We start from the raw sequence: 21,420 nt of genomic DNA, 5'->3' as shown, positions 1-21,420 counted from the left end.
GGAGGGTTATCGCTGAACCAACGTCGTTATCTGATTTATAGGAACGGCAGGCCACAGGCATCCCTGGAGAGCATGGAAATCGAAGGGGGTAATCTGTGCCAATATTTCTGTCGTATCAATGCCCCCCGCGATGATGCAATTGCAACAAGGGGAAATTTGCGCCTGGATCGCACGAATAAACGGTTCGAAGGAGCGATGCGTGATTTGTTGCTGAATAAAACTTTTATCCAGCATGACGCGGGTGAAAAGACCATCAAAAACCGCTTTCATTGTGCTATTACCTGCTCCCAAATTGCCTAACACAAGGGGATACATTTGCGATAAGGATAAAAGATCGCGATTATCTTTTCCTTCATTGAGATGCGGGTAATTCTCATTAATCAACAGTTCAATAAACGGATATTTTAATAGTTCGCCTGCGTAATTATCCCTCTCTAATAATAATGTAGCCACTTGTGGCGTTAAATTAAGCCAGGCAAAGAGTTTATGTTGAATAAAAAAATGTTGGCATGATTTTAGTAATTCCAACTGCTCTGAAAATAATTGCCAATGTTGCTCCTCGGTAAGTTGCGCTATAACCCGACTCGTCGGGATACGAACCGTACCATCTTCACTGGAGAAATGGGTAATTAACTCAACGCCGACAAGGTCTTGCTGGTTATCTCTTATCGGCAGGAAATAGCAATCAGAATGATAAAGATTCTCCAAAAAAATCTTCATGGTAACCGTCCCTCTCGAAGGATGTTTTTCAGTATCCGGCTAAAAGGGATGAGGCCATAAGACATAACAATTACATAAGGAGTAACTTTCATTTGTTCCATGTTAACCACTTTTTCAGGGGTCCTTTTTTTAGATTATCCTGATTATAAACGAATAATCCATTTACGGAGTTTTTGTCTGCAAAATACTACTGTATTCAGGAGTAAATGGACGGCGATGTATCATCGCCGTCCATTTTTCGACATACTAAATTCGTCTCGCCTGCCAGAAATTTTTCTGCCAATAGACATTATCAAGTGAGGAACGCATCACTCCCTTGCTGGTAGAGGCGTGGATAAATTGGTTGTTGGTATCGTAAATACCTACATGCAAACCATTTTGTCCGGAACCCGTTTTGAAAAAGACCAGGTCACCAGGCAGCAACTCGTCTTTATCAATTTGCGTGCCGATAGAGGCTTGTTCTTTGGTTTCTCGGGGCAGCTGCAAATCGAAACGATCGCGCATCGTTACAACCACAAATCCCGAACAGTCCACACCGCGCCGCGTCATGCCACCATAACGATACGGCGTGCCATGCCAGCTTTGTAGCTGGTCGTTCAAACCGGCAATAACGGTAATCGAATCAGAAAGTCTGGCATTTGGCGGCGGTGCTTTATGGTGGCTACACCCGGCCAGAAACAGTGCTGTGATCAAAATAAGGCAGAAACGCATTCCGTACGGTTCCTCTGTTTTTTATTCTTGCATTAATTTAGCGTCGTAATTACCCGATTTTCAAGATACTAATGAAATCAGATGGTCGAAATCAGCATTCTGTGACCTTCGATATCCAGACGGCGAAAATTCATCCCATAGGCCTGCGCCAGATTTGGCGGCGTGAGCACCTCTTCTCTGCGTCCACTGGCCAGCATTTTTCCACCTTTTAGCAACCACGCCCGATGCGCATGACGCAATGTGTGGTTGAGATCGTGACTGCTCATCACAATCGCCAGTCCTTGCTGACACAGAGCGCTCAGAATTTTGTCTAACGCACTTTGTTGCGCAACATCAAGACTGTTCATCGGCTCATCAAGAAGCAGCAATTGACCTGCGGGATTGGCTTGTGGTGTGATTTGCAGCACCACCGCAGCAAGACGTACGCGTTGCCATTCACCGCCGGAAAGTTGATTGGTGCTACGTCCGAGTTTGTCATCAAGAGCCAGCGCCCCTGCGACATCATTCAGTAGTTCGGTACGCGTTTTATCGTGCTGATGCAGTGTCAGGTAGTGCCAGACCGGCATTGCAAACGGCGGCGTCTGCTGTTGTGAAAGATAGGCGCGATGCAGCGCGAGTTTTGTTGCGGACCATGCTTCCAGGGGTTGCCCCGCGAACTGAATGCTTCCCTTACCGCTGGTCATTCCGGCCATTCGTGCAAGCAAGGTACTCTTACCCGCGCCATTCGGCCCCACCAGGTGCAGGATCTCCCCAGCCCGAACCTCGCCAGAAAGTGGCCCCAGGCGGGTAGATTCCGCAACATCCTGTAACTGCATCACAATAGACATTATTTTGCCAACGCCAGTTTAATGCTTTCCATCACAATGGGGTCTTCCGGCGTCATATCCGGGGAAAAACGCTGGATGACCAATCCGTCCCTGCCAACTAAAAATTTCTCAAAATTCCATAAAATATCATCAGGGTACAGCGGTGCACGACCTTTGCTGACCATACGGGCATAGAATCCGCTCTCTTCCGGCGCGACTGCGGTCGGCGCTGCGGCAATCAATTTTTGATACAGCGGATGGCGTCCTTCGCCATTAACTTCAATCTTACTGAACATCGGGAACGTCACCCCCCATGTGGTGGTACAGTAAGTTTTAATCTCTTCATCGCTGCCCGGTTCTTGTTCCAGAAACTGGTTGCACGGGAATCCCAGCACCACAAAACCTCGATCGGCCCAGGCTTTCTGAATATTCTCCAACTGCTCATATTGCGGCGTTAAGCCACACTTTGAGGCGACATTGACAATCAACAGCACATTACCGGCGTACTTCTCCAGCGTGGTCACTTCACCGTCGATATCTTTCACTACGGTCGTCAGAATGGAATCTTGCATCGTTTCTCCTGGGTGTGGTCAGTAAAAATCTTAGCTTTTAATCATAGACCGTCTTTTTGCGGCTAACGTCCTGCTTTTAACAATAACCAGATAAACACCGGCGCACCCAACGTTGCGGTGACCACGCCAATAGGCAGCTCTGCGGCAGCTAATGCCAAGCGCGCTACAACATCGGCCAGCAGCAATGCGCTCGCCCCTGCCAGCGGGCAGCCGGGAAGTAATACGCGATGATCGGTTAAACCACACAACCGAAGAATATGTGGGATCACCAGACCAATAAAGCCGATAGCACCCGCCAGCGCCACACTGACGCCAACCATCCAGCCGGTCGCTGCCACCAGCACATTGCGCCAGAACCACAGGGGTAAACCCAGTTGCCGCGCCGAGATCTCGCCAAGTGCTAACATATTCATCGGCCTGGACTGACAACAGATCCACAACAACACGGGGATCAATGCCAGCATCAGCCAGCTTTGCCGCCAGTCTACGCCGCCAAAACCGCCCATCATCCAGTACATCAGCTGACGTAAATCAACAGAGGTGGAAAAGTAGATAGCCCACGTCATTAGTGCGCTACAGATAATCCCTAATGCAACGCCAGCCAGCAATAACCGACTGGTCGAAAGATGACGACGGGCGAAACGTAAGAGTATTAAAGTGATGATAAGCGCGCCAGCAATCGCACACAGCCCTAGTGCCCAGTTTGGGAGTTGCCCTTGCCCAAGCAATACCGCGGCGATAAGCCCTACGCCTGCGCCGTTAGAGACGCCAAGTAGTCCAGGTTCTGCCAGAGGATTTTCAAACAACGCCTGCATTACTGCGCCGGATATAGCCAGCGCCGCACCAACCAGCAATACAGCCAGCGTACGTGGCAGGCGAATCTGCCAGACGAACAGTTCGCCACGAGGAGAAAACCAGTCACCTGGCGAGATCCATTGTTCACCGGCGCAAAGGCTTAAGAGAAGCGCCAGCAGCATCAAAACTGACAGGCATAATAACCAGCGAATATTTTGTCGCTGTTGTTGGCGGGCAAGTGTCAGCATGGTATCCGTTCTGCTGAAGTGTCATGGCGTTGATTTTACGGTGACTCTTCGACAGTGAAAAGAAAAAAGGCCGCAGAGCGGCCTTTTTAGTTAGATCAGATTACTCGTCTTTGGGCGAAGCGTTTTCGACCCGGCTTTTTAACTTCTGCCCGGGTCTGAAGGTCACCACGCGCCGTGCTGTAATGGGAATATCCTCGCCCGTTTTCGGGTTACGTCCCGGGCGTTGATTCTTATCACGCAGATCGAAGTTACCAAAACCAGAGAGTTTCACCTGTTCGCCGTTTTCCAGAGCGCGACGGATCTCTTCGAAAAACAGTTCAACCAGTTCTTTGGCATCCCGCTTGCTAAGCCCAAGCTTATCAAACAGATATTCTGACATTTCAGCTTTTGTAAGCGCCATAGGTTCAATCCCTCAATGATGCCTGGAATCGCTCTTTTAATGCCTCTACACATTTGGCGACGGTAGCGGCAATCTCCTCTTCTTCGAGTGTACGGCTGGTATCTTGCAGGATCAGGCTTATGGCGAGGCTCTTATACCCCTCCGCAACACCCTTACCGCGGTACACGTCAAATAAGTTTACGCCAACTACCTGATTTACGCCAACTTTCTTACATTCGGATAAAATATCCGCTGCGGGAACGTTTTCTGCGACCACCACCGCGATGTCACGACGGTTCGCCGGGAAGCGAGAAATCTCGCGCGCCTGAGGCACCACGCGGTCTGCGAGCTTGTTCCACTCCAGTTCGAACACCAGAGTGCGACCGTTAAGATCCAGTTTACGTTCCAGTTCAGGATGAACAACCCCAACAAAACCAATACGTTCACCTTTCAGATAAATCGCTGCGGATTGCCCCGGATGCAGTGCCGGATTCGCTTCTGCACGGAACTCAACCTCATTCAGTTTACCGGTCAGGTCGAGAACGGATTCAAGATCGCCTTTCAAATCATAGAAATCAACGGTCTCTTTTGCCAGGTTCCAGTGCTCTTCGTAACGGTTACCGCAAATCACACCGGCTAACATCAGATCCTGACGAATGCCCAACGGTGCCTGAGTATCTGGTACGAAACGCAGACCGCTTTCGAAAATGCGCACACGGTTCTGCTGACGGTTCTGGTTGTACACCACGGTTGCCAGCAGGCCGGTCCACAGAGAAAGACGCATTGCTGACATTTCAACAGAGATCGGGCTTGGCAGCAGTAAGGCTTCAACGCCTGGATGGATCATCTGCTGCACTTTCGGATCAACGAAGCTGTAGGTGATCACTTCCTGATAGCCTTTGTCGTTGAGCAGCGTTTTCACGCGCTTGAGCGACAGGTCAGCTTCACGGTGAGTACCCATAATCAGGCTTGCCTGTACCGGCTCATCCGGGATGTTGTTGTAGCCGTAAACACGCGCGACTTCTTCGACCAGATCTTCTTCAATCTCCATATCGAAACGCCAGCTCGGCGCAACTGCCTGCCACTCGTCTTTGCCTTCGGTCACTTCGCAGCCGAGACGACGCAGAATGTCAGTTACCTGCTCATCCGCAATATGATGGCCGATCAGGCGATCCAGTTTGCTACGACGTAAAGTGATGGTTGCACGCTTCGGCAGCGTTGCTTCGTTGGTGATATCAATTACCGGACCAGCCTCACCACCGCAGATGTCGATCAGCAGACGGGTCGCACGTTCCATCGCTTTGTGCTGCAGTGCCGGATCAACGCCACGCTCATAACGGTGAGACGCATCAGTATGCAGGCCATGACGACGAGCACGACCGGTGATAGACAGCGGGCTGAAGAAAGCGCATTCCAGCAAGACGTTTTGCGTTTCGTCATTCACGCCAGAGTGTTCGCCACCAAAGATGCCGCCCATCGCCAGCGCCTTGTTGTGGTCGGCGATGACCAGAGTGTCAGCATTCAGCTTCGCTTCAGTGCCATCAAGCAGTACCAACGTTTCGCCCTCTTTCGCCATCCGCACCACAATGCCGCCTTCAATGCGATCTTTATCGAAAGCGTGCATCGGCTGGCCCAGTTCGAGCAGTACATAGTTGGTGACGTCAACAACTGCATCGATAGAACGGATCCCGCAACGACGCAGTTTTTCTTTCATCCACAGCGGAGTTGGCGCTTTAACGTTAATGCCTTTTACCACACGGCCAAGATAACGCGGGCAGGCTTCCGGCGCTTCGACTGTAATCGGCAGCGTGTCGTCGATGGTCGCACCAACCGGAACGATTTCCGGTTCAACCAGCGGCAGCTGATTCAGCACGGTAACGTCACGCGCAACACCAATGATACCTAAACAGTCGGCACGGTTTGGCGTCACGCTGATTTCGATGGTGTTGTCATCAAGTTTCAGGTATTCACGGATGTCGGTGCCAATCGGCGCATCCGCAGGCAGCTCGATAATGCCGCTATGATCGTCAGAAATTCCCAGCTCAGAAAAGGAGCACAGCATCCCTTCAGACGGTTCACCACGCAGTTTCGCCGCTTTAATTTTGAAATCACCCGGCAGAACAGCACCAATGGTAGCTACCGCCACACGCAGGCCCTGACGGCAGTTTGGCGCACCGCAGACGATGTCCAGCAGGCGATCGCCGCCAACATTCACTTTTGTCACACGCAGTTTGTCAGCGTTCGGATGCTGCGCACACTCAACCACTTCACCAACGACCACGCCGTGGAAGCTACCGGCAACCGGTTCTACACCGTCAACTTCCAGGCCCGCCATAGTGATTTGATTCGCCAGCGCATCGCTATCAATCGCCGGGTTCACCCATTCGCGTAACCACAGTTCACTGAATTTCATAATCTATTCCTGCCTTATTTAAACTGTTTGAGGAAACGCAGATCGTTTTCGAAGAATGAACGCAGGTCGGTGACGCCGTAACGCAACATAGTCAGACGCTCCATCCCCATCCCGAAGGCGAAACCAGAGTAAACTTCCGGGTCAATGCCAACGTTACGCAGCACGTTCGGATGCACCATCCCGCAACCCAGCACTTCCAGCCATTTACCGTTTTTACCCATGACGTCAACTTCTGCAGAAGGCTCGGTGAACGGGAAGTAGGAAGGACGGAAGCGAATCTGCAAATCTTCCTCAAAGAAGTTACGCAGGAAATCGTGCAGAGTGCCTTTCAGGTTGGTAAAGCTGATGTTGGTATCAACAATCAGACCTTCCATCTGATGGAACATCGGCGTGTGAGTCTGGTCGTAGTCGTTACGATAAACGCGGCCAGGCGCGATGATACGAATCGGTGGCTGCTGGGCTTTCATGGTGCGGATCTGTACGCCAGAGGTCTGGGTACGCAGCAGGCGGGTAGTGTCAAACCAGAAAGTGTCGTGGTCAGCGCGCGCCGGGTGGTGACCAGGAATGTTCAGAGCATCGAAGTTATGATAATCGTCTTCGATTTCCGGCCCGGTTGCCACGGTAAAGCCAAGCTCACCGAAGAAACTTTCGATACGGTCGATGGTACGGGTAACCGGATGCAGACCGCCGTTTTCAATGCGACGACCTGGCAGGGAGACATCAATCGTTTCCGCCGCCAGACGCGCATTCAGTGCAGCGCTTTCCAGTTCCGCTTTACGCGCATTCAGCGCCTGCTGAACCTGCTCTTTCGCTTCGTTGATAACCGCACCAGCTGCCGGACGCTCTTCTGGCGGCAGCTCACGCAGGGTCGTCATCTGAAGGGTTAAGTGCCCTTTTTTACCCAAATATTCGACGCGCACATTATCTAACGCGGCAACATCTGACGCCTGGCTAATGGCCGCCTTCGCACTGGCAACCAGTTCTGCGAGATGTGACATGGTTTTCCTCATTGTGTCAGTGGTGACACTGGTTCGTTGGACTTAGAGCCTATCCCATCAGGCTATTTTACTTGCCATTTTGGTCCCGGGCAGTGCTCGAAATTCTCACGTACTTAAATACGCTCCGGTTTCTCCGCGCTGGCCGTGTCCAGACTGGCTGCGACAATTACACCTGATGAGACAGGCTTTTTATTTTTCAAAACGCGCATACAAAAAAAGCCTCCACTGGGAGGCTTTCAGGCGCTGTTTTCCGTTTCTCTTCTCACGCGCTAGCCTCCTGGATTCAGGTGCTAAAGTAAAAAAAGAAGCGGAAAATAGCAGCATTCATTGCTTGCGTTACCTTTTGGTACTCTTCAAAAGACCTTTATTGAAAAGGCTACGGCGATAAAAGTCAATGTTTTGATGGCGTTGAAACGAAAAGAGGGAGACTAGCTCCCTCTTTCAACTGGCTTATGCCAGAGCTGCTTTCGCTTTTTCAACCAGAGCGGTGAACGCTACTTTGTCGAATACTGCGATATCAGCCAGGATCTTACGGTCGATTTCAACAGAGGCTTTTTTCAGGCCATTGATGAATTTGCTGTAAGAAATACCGTTCTGACGTGCTGCTGCGTTGATACGCGCAATCCACAGTTGACGGAACTGACGCTTACGTTGACGACGGTCACGGTAAGCATACTGACCAGCTTTGATAACAGCCTGGAAGGCAACGCGGTATACGCGAGAACGCGCACCGTAGTAGCCTTTAGCTTGTTTCAAAATTTTCTTGTGACGTGCGCGTGCAATAACACCACGTTTTACGCGAGCCATATGTGCTCTCCTGTATCTATATTCTAATTAAAAAGTTAAAAACGTTAACGGCTTATGCGTACGGCAGGCACGCGATTACCAGGCCCAGATCGCCTTTGGAAACCATGGCTTTCGGACGCAGGTGACGTTTACGTTTGGTCGCTTTTTTGGTCAGAATGTGACGCAGGTTAGCGTGCTTGTGCTTAAAACCACCTTTACCGGTTTTTTTGAAGCGCTTAGCAGCACCGCGTACGGTCTTAATTTTTGGCATTTTAATAACTTCCACTTCGCATTGTTAATAAACGAAACAAAGGCGAACAAAGCCTGTGAAGCCCGAAGGCTCCACAGACAGTGCTACTTGAAGGCCTTACTGTTTCTTCTTAGGAGCGAGCACCATGATCATCTGGCGGCCTTCGATCTTCGTTGGGAAGGATTCGACCACTGCCAGTTCTTGCAAATCGTCTTTCACGCGATTAAGCACTTCCATACCGATTTGCTGGTGCGCCATCTCACGACCGCGGAAACGCAGCGTGATTTTGGCTTTATCACCCTCTTCGAGAAAGCGAATCAGGCTGCGGAGTTTTACCTGATAGTCGCCTTCATCTGTACCAGGACGGAATTTAATTTCCTTAACCTGGATAACTTTTTGCTTTTTCTTCTGTTCCTTAGAAGACTTGCTCTTTTCATAGAGGAATTTGCCGTAATCCATTATACGACAAACCGGCGGCTCGGCGTTAGGGCTGATCTCGACTAAGTCTACTCCGGCTTCTTCTGCTTTCTCCAGAGCTTCTCTCAGACTCACAATACCAAGCTGCTCGCCTTCCAGACCTGTTAAGCGAACTTCCTGGGCGCGAATTTCGCCATTGATACGGTTAGGGCGCGCCGTTTGAACTCGTTTTCCGCCTTTAATACCTTATTCCTCCAATTGTTTAAGACTGCGGCTGCGAATCTCTTGTTGCAGCTTCTCGATCACTTCATTTACGTCCATGCTTCCCAGGTCTTTACCACGGCGGGTGCGAACGGCAACTTTGCCTGATTCCACCTCTTTATCACCACAGACCAGCATATATGGGACGCGACGCAAAGTGTGCTCGCGGATTTTAAAGCCAATCTTCTCATTTCTCAAGTCTGCTTTAACACGAATGCCCGCATTTGATAGTTTTTGCGTCAATTCGTTAACGTATTCAGACTGTGAATCGGTAATATTCATGATAACAACCTGAACTGGCGCAAGCCAGGTCGGGAAGAAACCAGCGAATTCTTCGGTCAGGATACCGATGAAACGTTCCATCGACCCCAGAATTGCGCGGTGAATCATTACCGGTACCTTACGCTCGTTGTCTTCGCCCACATAGGAGGCGCTCAGACGAGACGGCAAGGAGAAGTCCAGCTGTACTGTACCGCACTGCCATGCACGATCGAGGCAGTCATACAGGGTAAATTCAATTTTCGGACCGTAGAAAGCGCCTTCACCCAGTTGATATTCAAACGGGATGTTGTTTTCTTCCAGCGCAACCGCCAGGTCCGCCTCAGCACGATCCCACATTTCGTCGCTGCCAATACGTTTTTCAGGACGAGTGGAGAGTTTGACGACGATCTTCTCGAAGCCAAAAGTGCTGTACATATCATAGACTAAACGGATACATCCGTTAACTTCATCGCGAATTTGTTCTTCAGTACAGAAGATATGCGCGTCATCCTGGGTAAATCCACGCACGCGCATCAGGCCATGCAGCGAACCTGACGGCTCATTACGGTGGCAGCTACCAAACTCGGCCATACGCAGCGGCAGATCGCGATAAGACTTCAGCCCCTGGTTGAAAATTTGTACGTGACCCGGGCAGTTCATCGGCTTAATGCAGTATTCACGGTTCTCAGAAGACGTGGTGAACATTGCATCTTTGTAGTTGTCCCAGTGACCGGTTTTTTCCCACAGGACACGGTCCATCATGAACGGACCTTTAACTTCCTGATACTGGTACTCTTTCAGTTTAGAACGAACAAACACTTCCAGTTCACGGAAGATGGTCCAGCCGTCGTTGTGCCAGAATACCATACCCGGCGCTTCTTCCTGCATATGGTACAGGTCGAGCTGTTTACCGATTTTACGGTGGTCGCGTTTCGCGGCTTCTTCCAGGCGCTGCAGGTAAGCGTTAAGCGCTTTTTTGTCTGCCCACGCCGTACCGTAAATACGTTGCAACATTTTGTTGTTGCTGTCGCCACGCCAGTAAGCCCCTGCCGTTTTCATTAGTTTGAAATGATGGCAGAAACGCATGTTCGGTACGTGCGGACCGCGGCACATATCGACATATTCTTCATGGAAGTACAGACCTGGCTTGTCATCATGGGCGATGTTTTCGTCAAGAATGGAGACTTTGTAGCTCTCCCCACGGTTGGCGAAAGTTTCACGCGCTTCGTGCCAGCTGACTTTCTTCTTAATGACGTCGTAGTTTTTCTCAGCAAGCTCATGCATCCGCTTCTCGAGTGCTTCGACATCTTCCTGGGTTAACGTGCGGTCAAGATCAACGTCGTAATAAAAACCGTTGTCAATAACCGGGCCGATTGCCATTTTGGTATGCGGCCAAAGTTGTTTAATCGCGTGCCCTAACAGGTGCGCACAGGAGTGACGAATGATCTCCAGACCGTCTTCGTCTTTGGCGGTAATGATGGACAGTTGTGCGTCGTTTTCAATCAGATCGCAAGCATCAACCAGTTCGCCATTAACGCGCCCTGCGATACAGGCTTTCGCCAGACCTGGACCAATGTCCAGCGCAACATCCATGGGGCTTACAGCGTGGTCGTAATGGCGTTGGCTGCCATCAGGAAGAGTTATAACAGGCATTTTATATCCTTATTTGCAGTGGTGACCCACACGAAAGATCACATACAAAGAAAAATTTGTTTATTAACAGTTCATTGCGAAACCATCTAGCCAACAAATGCTAAATTGGTTCGCAATCAGGTACACAAATGAAAGACATTAACCTCTCACCTTCCACCCGGTTGAGCGATGTTAACACTAAAAAAAGGGAGATTGTACCTTTCCGTTTCACATTGATTCGATTCGCAATTCGTTTGTAGTGAGTACACCAGCAAAACGCTTAAAGAACCACTGATAACATCACGGTGCGTCTGAAAGGTTTACTGCGAGCGGATTTACAGCAGCATAAACTGAATCCAGCAAAGTTCGTTGCGTGATTTGGCGGTAGTATTTTAAACGCTCATGAGATTAATGACGAAGTGGTCATATCACAATGATAAAAGTGACACAATTCTTATAACAATTTTTCGTGCACATTTCGTTCTGGCGATAATAATTAATCATCATCCTCAAAACCTCCAGATATATATAAGGCGAATAGATTATGAGTCAAAACGATATCATTATCAGAACTCATTATAAGTCTCCTCATAGATTGCACATCGATAGCGACATACCAACACCTTCATCAGAGCCTATTAATAAATTTGCGCGCCAGCTCATCACCCTACTTGATACCTCTGACTTAAGCTCGATGCTGTCATACTGTGTTATTCAGGAATTTACCGCAAACTGTCGAAAAATATCACAAAATTGTTATTCCACTGCCCTTTTTACCATTAACTTTGCCACTTCACCCATCCATGCAGAAAATATACTCATTACATTACACTATAAAAAAGATTTCATTTCCTTATTACTGGAAACCACGCCTATTAAAGCTAACCATTTGCGAAGCATACTGGATTATATTGAACAGGAACAGTTAACTGCTGAAGATCGTAACCATTGTATGAAACTGTCTAAAAAAATCCATAGAGAAAAAACTATACACCCAACAGTAAATCTCAATGGTAGTGCATGTTTTTTGCAATCTCCTTCTGACGCTATTTTTTGTCGCCATCTGTCATTGCAATACGCCCTTGATTCATTGAGAAATGGAAAAGGCAAAGTCAACCTGATTAAACATTACTCCTCCGTTGAATCCATACAGCAGCATATCCCCTTAGTCCGGGATGCGGAGTTCAGAGCATTACTTCGCCATCCTCCTGCAGGGAGTCGCGTTATCGCGAGTAAGGATTTTGGCTTCGCTTTAGATATTTTCTTTTGTCGAATGATGGCAAACAATGTCAGTCATATGTCCGCGATTTTATATATAGACAATCATACTTTGTCAGTAAGGCTACGAATAAAGCAGTCAGTGTATGGACAATTAAATTATGTTGTGTCTTTTTACGACCCGAACGATACCAACGTTGCCGTCAGAGGCACCCACAGGACAGCACGGCGCTTTCTCTCGCTTGATAAGTTCATCAGTTCAGCTCCCGATGCTCAGACCTGGGCTGATAGGTATGTTCGCAACTGTGCAATTGCTATTCTTCCTCTATTACCTGAGGGAGTTCCAGTTGCTATTTTAGCGGGTATCACGACACGAATGCCATTTGCCCCTATACATCCATCGGCAATGTTGTTAATAATGGCCACAGGCCAGACTCAATAGCTTATTACACTATTCAAACAGTTGCCCATACTCCCTGAAAAAGAAATCATTGAAATAATAACTGCGCAGAATAGCGTTGGTACACCTGCTTTATTTCTGGCTATGATGAACGGACAAACTGACAACGTAAAAATATTTATGCAAGAAATCCAGTCACTGGTATACAATCATATCATTCATGAAGATAATCTGGTTAAATTACTTCAAACTAAAAGTGCTAACGAAACACCTGGACTCTATATCTCCATGTTGTATGGATTCGATGAAATAATCGATATCTTTCTGAATGCATTAACCACTCCAATAGCACAAGAACTTTTAAACAAAAAAATGGTGATGGATATTTTAGCCATGAAAACACGTGATGGTGAACCAGGGTTATTTGCTGCAATGGAAAATAATCACCCTTTGTGTTTCACACGGTTCCTCTCTAAAGTTTATGGGATCGCCGTTAAATATAAACTCAGCAAAATCAACATCATGGACTTATTAAAAGGCGCGACAGCACATGGAACCCCTGCTTTATACATCGCCATGAGCAAGGGTAATAAAGACGTCGTGTTATCTTATATATCAACACTGAGTACTTTTGCAAAAAAATATTCTTTTAGTCAACGTCAATTATTCACACTGTTGGCCGCTAAAAATCATGAAAACATGTCAGCTGTTCATATAGCCATTCATCATAATCATTATAAAACTGTAGAAACATATTATGCTGCTATTAATGCAATCAGCCAAAGCCTGAGTTTTAGTGCTGATGAACTAAAAACGTATTTATAACCAGCTATTTATGATATTTGTATATCGATACATAATTTTATTTTTTTCATAAAACGCAGAAACAGTGATCAGGTGTACAACGCCACCCGACGGCTGTAATAACAAAAAATCCCTTGATGCCTGTCCCTTTTGTTACACTCCGTTATCACGCACAAGAGATATGCAGGACACTGGTATGCCGACTAAACGCTTTGATAAAAAACACTGGAAGATGGTGGTGGTGCTACTGGCAATCTGTGGCGCTATGTTGTTGCTACGTTGGGCAGCAATGATTTGGGGCTGAGCAGTGACAAACGAAGACAGCCAGACCGCATAACACGGTCCGGCAGATAATTTTACATGCTGTAGCCCAGCGATAAGGTTGTCCGACGATCGGTATGTTCCGGTGCAGACTCTGGAGGTTCAGAGTTCCATGTGACGTTGTAAGCCACTTTCAGTCCAAAATGTTCATTAATAGCAACATTTAATGCGCTTTCGGAGTTCAGCGTTGTGTCTTCCGCGCCAAAGACGGAAACACCCTGCGTAAATTTAGCGTTGTCAGTCAACTGCCATGCATAAGCACCGGAGGCATAGCCCAGCGGCTGAGTTTCACTGGCATTGTCGGTATATTTGTCGTAACGCACACCTGGACCGAATTCAAAGCGGAAACTGTGTACCGGGCCATTCAAAAACTGACGACCATAACCCGCGGTCAACACATCGCGCTCTCGATAGCCGTTATAACGGTCTGTCAGCCAGCTTGCCTGACCAAATAAATAGTCATAATCAGTTAAATTAAAACGGCTACGCCCGCCCGCCGCATATTTTTCTGAAGAACGCTCATCATTAGAAGAAGTATTACTGGCGTTCCCCCACAGCGACCAGGCAGTGGTTTGTCCATACCAGGTCATGGTGGTGTCAGCCGTAAGTGAGGAGCTTTTCGTATTGCCTGATTGTGCAAGATATCCTGCGTTCAGATTACCTTCGAAAGGTTTTTTAGCGCTGGCAGGATCGTCCATGACAGTAAAAACGGAATCATCGGCAGCTGCATTCAGTGACGCAAACATGCCCCCCGCCAACATAACGATGGCAGGAACTGTCTTCAAAAGCTTCATTTATCAAGAGTCCGTACAACAAAAAAAGAGACCATCGCGGTCCCGGAAACTTTCTTAAGGATCAAAGATTAGCGTCCCTGGAAAGGTAACGAATTATAAAAAGGCGCGAATAACTTAGCAATGTATTCTTATTTCATTTTTTGAATAAGCATGTGGCGAAAACAGATTTTTATTTATATATATTTATCTGCAAAATTTTAAATAAAGCTCTAATAAATCATATTGTTAATTTCTTCACTTTCGGCTGATTCGGTGCCAGACTGAAATCAGCCTATAGGAGGAAATGATGGTACGTATCTATACGTTGACACTTGCGCCCTCTCTCGATAGCGCAACAATTACCCCGCAAATTTATCCCGAAGGAAAACTGCGCTGTACCGCACCGGTGTTCGAACCCGGGGGCGGCGGCATCAACGTCGCCCGCGCCATTGCCCATCTTGGAGGCAGTGCCACAGCGATCTTCCCGGCGGGTGGCGCGACCGGCGAACACCTGGTTTCTCTGTTGGCGGATGAAAATGTCCCCGTCGCTACTGTAGAAGCCAAAGACTGGACCCGGCAGAATTTACACGTACATGTGGAAGCAAGCGGTGAGCAGTATCGTTTTGTTATGCCAGGCGCGGCATTAAATGAAGATGAGTTTCGCCAGCTTGAAGAGCAAGTTCTGGAAATTGAATCCGGGGCCATCCTGGTCATAAGCGGAAGCCTGCCGCCAGGTGTGAAGCTGGAAAAATTAACCCAACTGATTTCCGCTGCGCAAAACCAAGGGATCCGCTGCATCATCGACAGTTCTGGCGAAGCGTTAAGTGCAGCACTGGCGATTGGTAACATCGAGTTGGTTAAGCCTAACCAAAAAGAACTCAGTGCGCTGGTGAATCGCGAACTCACCCAGCCAGACGATGTCCGCAAAGCCGCGCAGGAAATCGTTAATAGCGGCAAGGCCAAACGGGTTGTCGTTTCCCTTGGTCCACAAGGAGCGCTGGGTGTTGATAGTGAAAACTGCATTCAGGTGGTGCCACCACCGGTGAAAAGCCAGAGTACCGTTGGCGCTGGTGACAGCATGGTCGGCGCGATGACACTGAAACTGGCAGAAAATGCCTCTCTTGAAGAGATGGTCCGTTTTGGCGTAGCTGCGGGGAGTGCAGCCACACTCAATCAGGGAACACGTCTGTGCTCCCATGACGATACGCAAAAAATTTACGCTTACCTTTCCCGCTAACAAAAACATTCCCCCAGCATTGGGGGAATCACCACCAACCTGTCGGCAACGCGTTTCTCCGACTATGCTCAAAAGTCATGTGATAACAAAGGGGTGAACTATGGCCAGTGGCGATCTTGTCCGTTATGTCATAACCGTCATGTTGCATGAGGATACATTGACTGAAATTAACGAGTTGAATAATTACCTGACTCGCGACGGTTTTTTGCTCACCATGACGGATGATGAGGGAAATATCCATGAGCTGGGGACTAACACTTTTGGACTTATCAGTACCCAAAGTGAAGAAGAAATTAGAGAACTGGTTTCGGGGCTTACCCAAAGTGCAACCGGCAAAGATCCTGAAATCACCATCACGACCTGGGAGGAATGGAATAGCAACAGAAAATAAATGGTTTTTGGGCAATAATCAGTCTGTGGTGTGCGTTAGCTCGTGTTTTTACACCGCATTCTTGCGCTAACCTTATGATCTGGCAGACAACATGGGAGAGACATCATGTGGCAGGCAATCAGTCGTCTTTTGAGCGAGCAGTTAGGTGAAGGCGAAATCGAACTGCGTAATGAACTGCCTGGCGGAGAAGTCCATGCCGCATGGCATTTGCGCTATGCAGGACATGACTTTTTCGTCAAATGTGATGAAAGGGAACTGCTTCCCGGTTTTACCGCCGAAGCCGACCAACTGGAGTTACTGTCGCGTAGTAAAACCGTCACCGTGCCTAAGGTTTGGGCAGTAGGCGCTGACCGTGACTACAGTTTTCTGGTGATGGATTATCTCCCACCTCGTCCGCTGGATGCGCATAGCGCATTTATTCTTGGTCAGCAAATTGCGCGTTTACATCAATGGAGTGACCAACCACAATTTGGCCTCGATTTTGATAACTCGCTCTCCACAACTCCACAGCCCAACACCTGGCAACGTCGCTGGTCAACGTTTTTTGCTGAACAACGGATTGGCTGGCAGTTGGAACTGGCAGCAGAGAAAGGGATCGCTTTCGGCAATATCGACGCCATCGTCGAGCATATTCAGCAGCGTCTGGCCTCGCATCAACCGCAGCCTTCTCTGTTGCACGGCGATTTATGGTCCGGCAACTGTGCGCTGGGTCCGGATGGCCCGTACATTTTCGACCCTGCCTGCTACTGGGGTGACCGAGAGTGCGACCTGGCGATGTTACCGCTGCATACTGAACAGCCGCCACAAATCTATGACGGCTATCAGTCAGTATCCCCGCTACCTGCCGATTTCCTTGAACGTCAACCGGTTTACCAACTCTACACGCTGTTAAATCGTGCAAGATTATTTGGCGGTCAGCATTTGGTTATTGCTCAGCAGTCATTGGATAGATTATTAGCAGCATGATATGGGTTGAGGATAATGGCCGCTCCGTGCGGCCTTTTGATTAAATAAACCCAAGCAGAGAAAAGAACACATAACCTGCAGCAATACAAATAACCGGCAGGATATATAGTGAGAAAAACTGCAGGAAAATAGTATGGTGCGGAACAACAATACGGGACTCAATTTGTTCACGCGTTAGCCCCTCTTCCCCTTTGGCTTTTTCCAGAATGAGTTGATCTTCAACACCTTCCCGCAAGAAGCGCGCCTGGCGACTCATCCGGGCACCGGAATCCTGCAACGCCAGTCCGACAAAAATCAGGATGAAAATCACCCAGAACATAACGTTCACGCCACCATTAAAATTGGGCGTCGGGGAGTTATACCAGAACAGATTCAAAAAAGGCGTATTCGCCTGCATCATATCGATCATGACATGAGTAAAGTCGAGCATGACCGCATTAATGCCTTCCTGGTTTTCCTGCCGGGTATTCATAAATTTCAGCAAAGAAATCAATGTAGAGATCAATGCAGGTATAAAAATCACCCAACCCAAAATCCTTTTCAAAACAGCAATGCGTCCAGCTTGTTGATACGTCATGAGTTCTCCTTGATTAAGACGCGTCGTTTCACTTAGTTTACCTGTAGATATCTGTTTTCGCCCATTCTTTAAAGGCGATATGATAGGCGCTTAATCATAAGCACGGCTTAATACCTTACACATAATGCTCTAAAGGAGAGGTTGTAATGTCAACCCCGCGTCAGATTCTTGCTGCAATTTTTGATATGGATGGATTACTTATCGACTCAGAACCTTTATGGGATCGAGCCGAACTGGATGTGATGGCAAGCCTGGGGGTGGATATCTCCCGTCGTAACGAGCTGCCGGACACCTTAGGTTTACGCATCGATATGGTGGTCGATCTTTGGTACGCCCGGCAACCGTGGAATGGGCCAAGCCGTCAGGAAGTAGTAGAACGGGTTATTGCCCGTGCCATTTCACTGGTTGAAGAGACACGTCCATTATTACCAGGCGTGCGCGAAGCCGTTGCGTTATGCAAAGAACAAGGTTTATTGGTGGGACTGGCCTCCGCGTCACCACTACATATGCTGGAAAAAGTGTTGACCATGTTTGACTTACGCGACAGTTTCGATGCCCTCGCCTCGGCTGAAAAACTGCCTTACAGCAAGCCGCATCCGCAAGTATATCTCGACTGCGCAGCAAAACTGGGCGTTGACCCACTGACCTGCGTAGCGCTGGAAGATTCAGTAAATGGCATGATCGCCTCTAAAGCAGCCCGCATGCGTTCCATTGTCGTTCCTGCGCCAGAAGCGCAAAATGATCCACGTTTTGTATTAGCAAACGTCAAACTCTCATCGCTGACAGAACTCACCGCAAAAGACCTTCTCGGTTAATGACTAGGGGCAGTGATCTCGCTGCCCCTGGTTCTTTATCTGAATTTGCATTCAACTGACGGATTAATCGTCAATTTAAGAGAAAGAGTTACACCGTCACCACTTCCGTGCACTGTATAAAAATCCTATACTGTACGTATCGACAGTTTAGTGAGTTTTATCATGACGGCGGAAGGTCACCTTCTCTTTTCTATTGCTTGTGCGGTATTTGCCAAAAATGCCGAGCTGACGCCCGTGCTGGCACAGGGTGACTGGTGGCATATTGTCCCTTCCGCAATCCTGACGTGTTTGTTACCGGACATCGATCACCCAAAGTCGTTTCTTGGGCAGCGATTAAAATGGATATCAAAACCGATCGCCCGCGCTTTTGGGCATCGTGGTTTTACCCACAGTCTGCTGGCGGTATTTGCGCTGCTGGCAACCTTTTACCTTAAGGTTCCGGAAGGCTGGTTCATTCCGGCTGATGCGCTACAAGGAATGGTGCTGGGTTATTTGAGCCACATACTTGCCGATATGCTGACACCCGCCGGTGTTCCCCTGCTCTGGCCATGCCGCTGGCGTTTCCGCTTGCCTATCCTGGTTCCCCAAAAGGGCAACCAACTGGAACGTTTTATCTGCATGGCATTATTTGTCTGGTCGGTATGGATGCCCCATTCATTACCCGAGAACAGCGCTGTTCGTTGGTCATCGCAAATGATCAATACCTTGCAGATCCAGTTTCATCGGCTTATTAAGCATCAGGTTGAATACTAAAAAGGCAAAAATCACCTTTCTGGAATAAGCAATTCCATTTGAATATAAGAGCCAGCTCACAGTTCTGTTAATCTTGCGCCAACACTATGACTGCTACGCAGTGATAGAAATAATAAGATCAGGAGAACGGGGATGAACTTTCCATTAATTGCGAACATCGTGGTGTTCGTTGTACTGCTGTTTGCGCTGGCTCAGACCCGCCATAAACAGTGGAGTCTGGCGAAAAAAGTGCTGGTGGGTCTGGTGATGGGTGTGGTTTTTGGCCTTGCCCTGCATACCATTTATGGTTCTGACAGCCAGGTACTTAAAGATTCTGTACAGTGGTTTAACATCGTTGGTAACGGCTATGTTCAACTGCTGCAAATGATCGTTATGCCGTTAGTCTTCGCCTCTATTCTGAGCGCGGTTGCCCGTCTGCATAACGCATCTCAGTTAGGCAAAATCAGTTTTCTGACCATCGGTACGCTTTTGTTTACCACGCTGATTGCGGCGCTGGTCGGTGTGCTGGTCACCAACCTGTTTGGTTTGACGGCTGAAGGTCTGGTTCAGGGTGGTGCAGAAACTGCACGTCTGAACGCCATTGAAAGTAACTATGTTGGTAAAGTCTCTGATCTGAGCGTTCCGCAGCTGGTCTTGTCCTTTATCCCGAAAAACCCGTTTGCCGATCTTACCGGAGCCAATCCGACGTCAATTATCAGCGTGGTAATTTTTGCCACATTCCTCGGCGTAGCTGCATTGAAACTGCTGAAGGATGATGCGCCGAAAGGTGAACGCGTCTTAGCCGCTATCGATACCCTACAAAGCTGGGTGATGAAACTGGTTCGCCTTGTCATGCAGTTGACCCCTTACGGCGTTCTGGCTCTAATGACCAAAGTGGTTGCAGGTTCTAACTTGCAAGACATCATCAAACTGGGAAGTTTCGTTGTCGCGTCCTACCTCGGTCTGCTGATTATGTTTGCAGTGCATGGCATTCTGCTGGGCATTAATGGCGTGAGTCCGCTGAAGTACTTCCGTAAGGTATGGCCTGTGCTGACGTTTGCCTTTACCAGCCGTTCCAGTGCTGCGTCTATCCCACTGAATATGGAAGCACAAACGCGTCGTCTGGGCGTTCCTGAATCCATCGCCAGTTTCGCCGCCTCTTTCGGTGCAACCATTGGTCAGAACGGCTGCGCCGGTTTGTATCCGGCAATGCTGGCGGTGATGGTTGCGCCTACGGTTGGCATTAACCCGCTGGACCCGATGTGGATTGCGACGCTGGTCGGTATTGTTACCGTTAGTTCCGCAGGCGTTGCCGGTGTCGGTGGTGGTGCAACTTTCGCCGCACTGATTGTGCTGCCTGCGATGGGCCTGCCAGTAACCCTGGTGGCGCTGTTAATCTCCGTTGAACCGCTTATCGACATGGGCCGTACGGCGCTAAACGTTAGTGGCTCGATGACAGCTGGCACGCTGACCAGCCAGTGGCTGAAGCAAACCGATAAAGCCATTCTGGATAGCGAAGACGACGCCGAACTGGCACACCGTTAATTCTTATGCTGGCAACGGTCCGTTTTGTATAGGGGCCGTTGCTTTACTTTTTAAATGTTCCATCGCGGCGATGCATACTGACTCATATTTAAACAGATCGTCAGCGAAAAAAATGTCCAACTTATCAATACATTCCTGGCTCAATGAATGTGCCTGTAGTGAGAAGCTTAAAACCTCATACCCGAGACGTTTTCTAAGTGAACTATCTGGAATACTCATAATATCTTCAAGCACACCACTTCCCATTCCCGGAAGATTTAGTGGATTAAAAAGAAGATTGATATTAAGCATTGATATTATCGAAGGAAACTTTAGGAGACTCTCATTTTTTTTGAATCGCAGCAAAAATGCTCCCGGCAGGATGTATATAATTTTTTGCATAGTATATAGTC

The 21,420-nt window shown here is 48.4% G+C and carries 22 protein-coding genes, 2 pseudogenes and 1 other annotated feature; of the genes and pseudogenes, 8 read left to right on the top strand and 16 right to left on the bottom strand.

Translation table 11 applies throughout. The features are described 5' to 3' along the window. Positions 1 to 6 precede the first annotated feature (6 nt). The 13 genes from ydiV to thrS all read right to left on the bottom strand — a co-directional run bounded on the left by ydiV (position 7) and on the right by thrS (position 11,270). Positions 7 to 720, bottom strand: a complete 714-nt coding sequence (ydiV, locus tag QZF50_RS15085) for an anti-FlhDC factor (protein ID WP_001326034.1) — start codon at positions 718 to 720, stop codon at positions 7 to 9. Between the two features lie 246 nt (positions 721 to 966). Next, positions 967 to 1,431 (bottom strand): NlpC/P60 family protein, encoded by a 465-nt coding sequence (locus QZF50_RS15080; RefSeq protein WP_001209780.1) that lies wholly within the window; start codon positions 1,429 to 1,431, stop codon positions 967 to 969. 77 nt (positions 1,432 to 1,508) lie between these two features. Then, complete coding sequence (gene btuD, locus QZF50_RS15075) at positions 1,509 to 2,258, bottom strand: vitamin B12 ABC transporter ATP-binding protein BtuD (RefSeq protein WP_000029466.1); 750 nt, start codon at positions 2,256 to 2,258, stop codon at positions 1,509 to 1,511. Further along, positions 2,258 to 2,809 carry a bifunctional thioredoxin/glutathione peroxidase gene (gene btuE / locus QZF50_RS15070; protein WP_001154187.1) on the bottom strand — a complete coding sequence of 184 codons (552 nt, stop codon included), beginning with the start codon at positions 2,807 to 2,809 and terminating at the stop codon, positions 2,258 to 2,260. Before btuE ends, btuD begins: the two co-directional genes overlap by 1 nt. A gap of 62 nt (positions 2,810 to 2,871) precedes the next feature. Beyond that, entirely contained in the window at positions 2,872 to 3,852 is a 981-nt protein-coding gene (btuC, locus tag QZF50_RS15065) for a vitamin B12 ABC transporter permease BtuC (RefSeq protein ID WP_061892371.1), read from the bottom strand. Positions 3,853 to 3,952: 100 nt separating this feature from the next. Beyond that, positions 3,953 to 4,252, bottom strand: a complete 300-nt coding sequence (gene ihfA, locus QZF50_RS15060) for an integration host factor subunit alpha (RefSeq protein WP_001229265.1) — start codon at positions 4,250 to 4,252, stop codon at positions 3,953 to 3,955. 4 nt (positions 4,253 to 4,256) lie between these two features. Then, positions 4,257 to 6,644 carry a phenylalanine--tRNA ligase subunit beta gene (gene pheT, locus QZF50_RS15055; protein WP_000672381.1) on the bottom strand — a complete coding sequence of 796 codons (2,388 nt, stop codon included), beginning with the start codon at positions 6,642 to 6,644 and terminating at the stop codon, positions 4,257 to 4,259. A 14-nt stretch (positions 6,645 to 6,658) separates the two neighbouring features. Further along, positions 6,659 to 7,642, bottom strand: coding sequence for a phenylalanine--tRNA ligase subunit alpha (pheS, locus tag QZF50_RS15050; RefSeq protein ID WP_000018596.1), 984 nt, complete (start codon positions 7,640 to 7,642; stop codon positions 6,659 to 6,661). A 209-nt stretch (positions 7,643 to 7,851) separates the two neighbouring features. Continuing rightward, positions 7,852 to 7,976: a sequence feature (Phe leader region), on the bottom strand. Continuing rightward, on the bottom strand, positions 7,926 to 7,970 hold the full coding sequence (pheM, locus tag QZF50_RS15045) for a pheST operon leader peptide PheM (protein ID WP_001386830.1): 45 nt from the start codon (positions 7,968 to 7,970) through the stop codon (positions 7,926 to 7,928). Its footprint overlaps the feature before it by 45 nt. A 116-nt stretch (positions 7,977 to 8,092) precedes the next feature. Next, on the bottom strand, positions 8,093 to 8,449 hold the full coding sequence (rplT, locus tag QZF50_RS15040; RefSeq protein WP_000124850.1) for a 50S ribosomal protein L20: 357 nt from the start codon (positions 8,447 to 8,449) through the stop codon (positions 8,093 to 8,095). 52 nt (positions 8,450 to 8,501) lie between these two features. Then, positions 8,502 to 8,699, bottom strand: coding sequence for a 50S ribosomal protein L35 (rpmI, locus tag QZF50_RS15035; protein ID WP_001124225.1), 198 nt, complete (start codon positions 8,697 to 8,699; stop codon positions 8,502 to 8,504). Positions 8,700 to 8,795: 96 nt separating this feature from the next. Beyond that, complete coding sequence (gene infC / locus QZF50_RS15030) at positions 8,796 to 9,338, bottom strand: translation initiation factor IF-3 (protein WP_001700733.1); 543 nt, start codon at positions 9,336 to 9,338, stop codon at positions 8,796 to 8,798. A 3-nt stretch (positions 9,339 to 9,341) separates the two neighbouring features. Next, complete coding sequence (gene thrS / locus QZF50_RS15025) at positions 9,342 to 11,270, bottom strand: threonine--tRNA ligase (RefSeq protein ID WP_001144192.1); 1,929 nt, start codon at positions 11,268 to 11,270, stop codon at positions 9,342 to 9,344. 523 nt (positions 11,271 to 11,793) lie between these two features. On the opposite strand from thrS, the pseudogene espL1 reads away from it, so the two are divergent. Continuing rightward, positions 11,794 to 13,692: pseudogene (espL1, locus tag QZF50_RS15020) on the top strand (type III secretion system effector EspL1). Between the two features lie 175 nt (positions 13,693 to 13,867). Beyond that, on the top strand, positions 13,868 to 13,975 hold the full coding sequence (gene yniD, locus QZF50_RS15015; RefSeq protein ID WP_001142445.1) for a small membrane protein YniD: 108 nt from the start codon (positions 13,868 to 13,870) through the stop codon (positions 13,973 to 13,975). Between the two features lie 52 nt (positions 13,976 to 14,027). On the opposite strand, the gene QZF50_RS15010 is transcribed toward yniD, so the two are convergent. Further along, positions 14,028 to 14,786 (bottom strand): YdiY family protein, encoded by a 759-nt coding sequence (locus QZF50_RS15010; RefSeq protein ID WP_000771396.1) that lies wholly within the window; start codon positions 14,784 to 14,786, stop codon positions 14,028 to 14,030. A 286-nt stretch (positions 14,787 to 15,072) separates the two neighbouring features. Between QZF50_RS15010 and pfkB the strand changes: the two genes are divergently transcribed. From pfkB to QZF50_RS14995, 3 genes are all read left to right on the top strand, one after another. Next, a complete protein-coding gene (pfkB, locus tag QZF50_RS15005; RefSeq protein ID WP_000251735.1) occupies positions 15,073 to 16,002 on the top strand; it encodes a 6-phosphofructokinase II in 930 nt (309 codons plus the stop codon). Between the two features lie 100 nt (positions 16,003 to 16,102). Next, a complete protein-coding gene (gene ghoS, locus QZF50_RS15000; RefSeq protein ID WP_000146159.1) occupies positions 16,103 to 16,393 on the top strand; it encodes a type V toxin-antitoxin system endoribonuclease antitoxin GhoS in 291 nt (96 codons plus the stop codon). Positions 16,394 to 16,498: 105 nt separating this feature from the next. Next, a complete protein-coding gene (locus tag QZF50_RS14995) occupies positions 16,499 to 17,359 on the top strand; it encodes a fructosamine kinase family protein (protein WP_000267654.1) in 861 nt (286 codons plus the stop codon). A 40-nt stretch (positions 17,360 to 17,399) separates the two neighbouring features. Here QZF50_RS14995 and QZF50_RS14990 read toward each other — a convergent pair whose 3' ends face one another. Continuing rightward, a complete protein-coding gene (locus QZF50_RS14990; protein ID WP_000222172.1) occupies positions 17,400 to 17,936 on the bottom strand; it encodes a YniB family protein in 537 nt (178 codons plus the stop codon). Between the two features lie 146 nt (positions 17,937 to 18,082). Between QZF50_RS14990 and hxpB the strand changes: the two genes are divergently transcribed. The 3 genes from hxpB to tcyP all read left to right on the top strand — a co-directional run bounded on the left by hxpB (position 18,083) and on the right by tcyP (position 21,028). Beyond that, positions 18,083 to 18,751: a hexitol phosphatase HxpB gene (gene hxpB, locus QZF50_RS14985; protein ID WP_000106834.1), complete on the top strand. Its 669-nt coding sequence runs from the start codon at positions 18,083 to 18,085 to the stop codon at positions 18,749 to 18,751. Between the two features lie 162 nt (positions 18,752 to 18,913). Beyond that, complete coding sequence (locus tag QZF50_RS14980) at positions 18,914 to 19,504, top strand: metal-dependent hydrolase (protein ID WP_001297653.1); 591 nt, start codon at positions 18,914 to 18,916, stop codon at positions 19,502 to 19,504. 132 nt (positions 19,505 to 19,636) lie between these two features. Next, positions 19,637 to 21,028 carry a cystine/sulfocysteine:cation symporter gene (tcyP, locus tag QZF50_RS14975; protein ID WP_061892372.1) on the top strand — a complete coding sequence of 464 codons (1,392 nt, stop codon included), beginning with the start codon at positions 19,637 to 19,639 and terminating at the stop codon, positions 21,026 to 21,028. A gap of 3 nt (positions 21,029 to 21,031) precedes the next feature. Here tcyP and ydjO read toward each other — a convergent pair. Continuing rightward, positions 21,032 to 21,420, bottom strand: a pseudogene (gene ydjO, locus QZF50_RS14970) (protein YdjO); the annotation flags it as partial.

The organism is uncultured Escherichia sp. (assembly GCF_948475835.1).
Taxonomy (GTDB): Bacteria; Pseudomonadota; Gammaproteobacteria; order Enterobacterales; family Enterobacteriaceae; genus ECMA0423.
This window is presented reverse-complemented; position numbering and strand designations above follow the sequence as displayed.

Coding starts and splice junctions, on each gene's coding strand:
- ydiV (WP_001326034.1), bottom strand. CDS start 720: ATGAAGATTTTTTTGGAGAATCTTTATCATTCTGATTGCTATTTCCTG.
- QZF50_RS15080 (WP_001209780.1), bottom strand. CDS start 1,431: ATGCGTTTCTGCCTTATTTTGATCACAGCACTGTTTCTGGCCGGGTGT.
- btuD (WP_000029466.1), bottom strand. CDS start 2,258: ATGTCTATTGTGATGCAGTTACAGGATGTTGCGGAATCTACCCGCCTG.
- btuE (WP_001154187.1), bottom strand. CDS start 2,809: ATGCAAGATTCCATTCTGACGACCGTAGTGAAAGATATCGACGGTGAA.
- btuC (WP_061892371.1), bottom strand. CDS start 3,852: ATGCTGACACTTGCCCGCCAACAACAGCGACAAAATATTCGCTGGTTA.
- ihfA (WP_001229265.1), bottom strand. CDS start 4,252: ATGGCGCTTACAAAAGCTGAAATGTCAGAATATCTGTTTGATAAGCTT.
- pheT (WP_000672381.1), bottom strand. CDS start 6,644: ATGAAATTCAGTGAACTGTGGTTACGCGAATGGGTGAACCCGGCGATT.
- pheS (WP_000018596.1), bottom strand. CDS start 7,642: ATGTCACATCTCGCAGAACTGGTTGCCAGTGCGAAGGCGGCCATTAGC.
- rplT (WP_000124850.1), bottom strand. CDS start 8,449: ATGGCTCGCGTAAAACGTGGTGTTATTGCACGCGCACGTCACAAGAAA.
- rpmI (WP_001124225.1), bottom strand. CDS start 8,699: ATGCCAAAAATTAAGACCGTACGCGGTGCTGCTAAGCGCTTCAAAAAA.
- thrS (WP_001144192.1), bottom strand. CDS start 11,270: ATGCCTGTTATAACTCTTCCTGATGGCAGCCAACGCCATTACGACCAC.
- yniD (WP_001142445.1), top strand. CDS start 13,868: ATGCCGACTAAACGCTTTGATAAAAAACACTGGAAGATGGTGGTGGTG.
- QZF50_RS15010 (WP_000771396.1), bottom strand. CDS start 14,786: ATGAAGCTTTTGAAGACAGTTCCTGCCATCGTTATGTTGGCGGGGGGC.
- pfkB (WP_000251735.1), top strand. CDS start 15,073: ATGGTACGTATCTATACGTTGACACTTGCGCCCTCTCTCGATAGCGCA.
- ghoS (WP_000146159.1), top strand. CDS start 16,103: ATGGCCAGTGGCGATCTTGTCCGTTATGTCATAACCGTCATGTTGCAT.
- QZF50_RS14995 (WP_000267654.1), top strand. CDS start 16,499: ATGTGGCAGGCAATCAGTCGTCTTTTGAGCGAGCAGTTAGGTGAAGGC.
- QZF50_RS14990 (WP_000222172.1), bottom strand. CDS start 17,936: ATGACGTATCAACAAGCTGGACGCATTGCTGTTTTGAAAAGGATTTTG.
- hxpB (WP_000106834.1), top strand. CDS start 18,083: ATGTCAACCCCGCGTCAGATTCTTGCTGCAATTTTTGATATGGATGGA.
- QZF50_RS14980 (WP_001297653.1), top strand. CDS start 18,914: ATGACGGCGGAAGGTCACCTTCTCTTTTCTATTGCTTGTGCGGTATTT.
- tcyP (WP_061892372.1), top strand. CDS start 19,637: ATGAACTTTCCATTAATTGCGAACATCGTGGTGTTCGTTGTACTGCTG.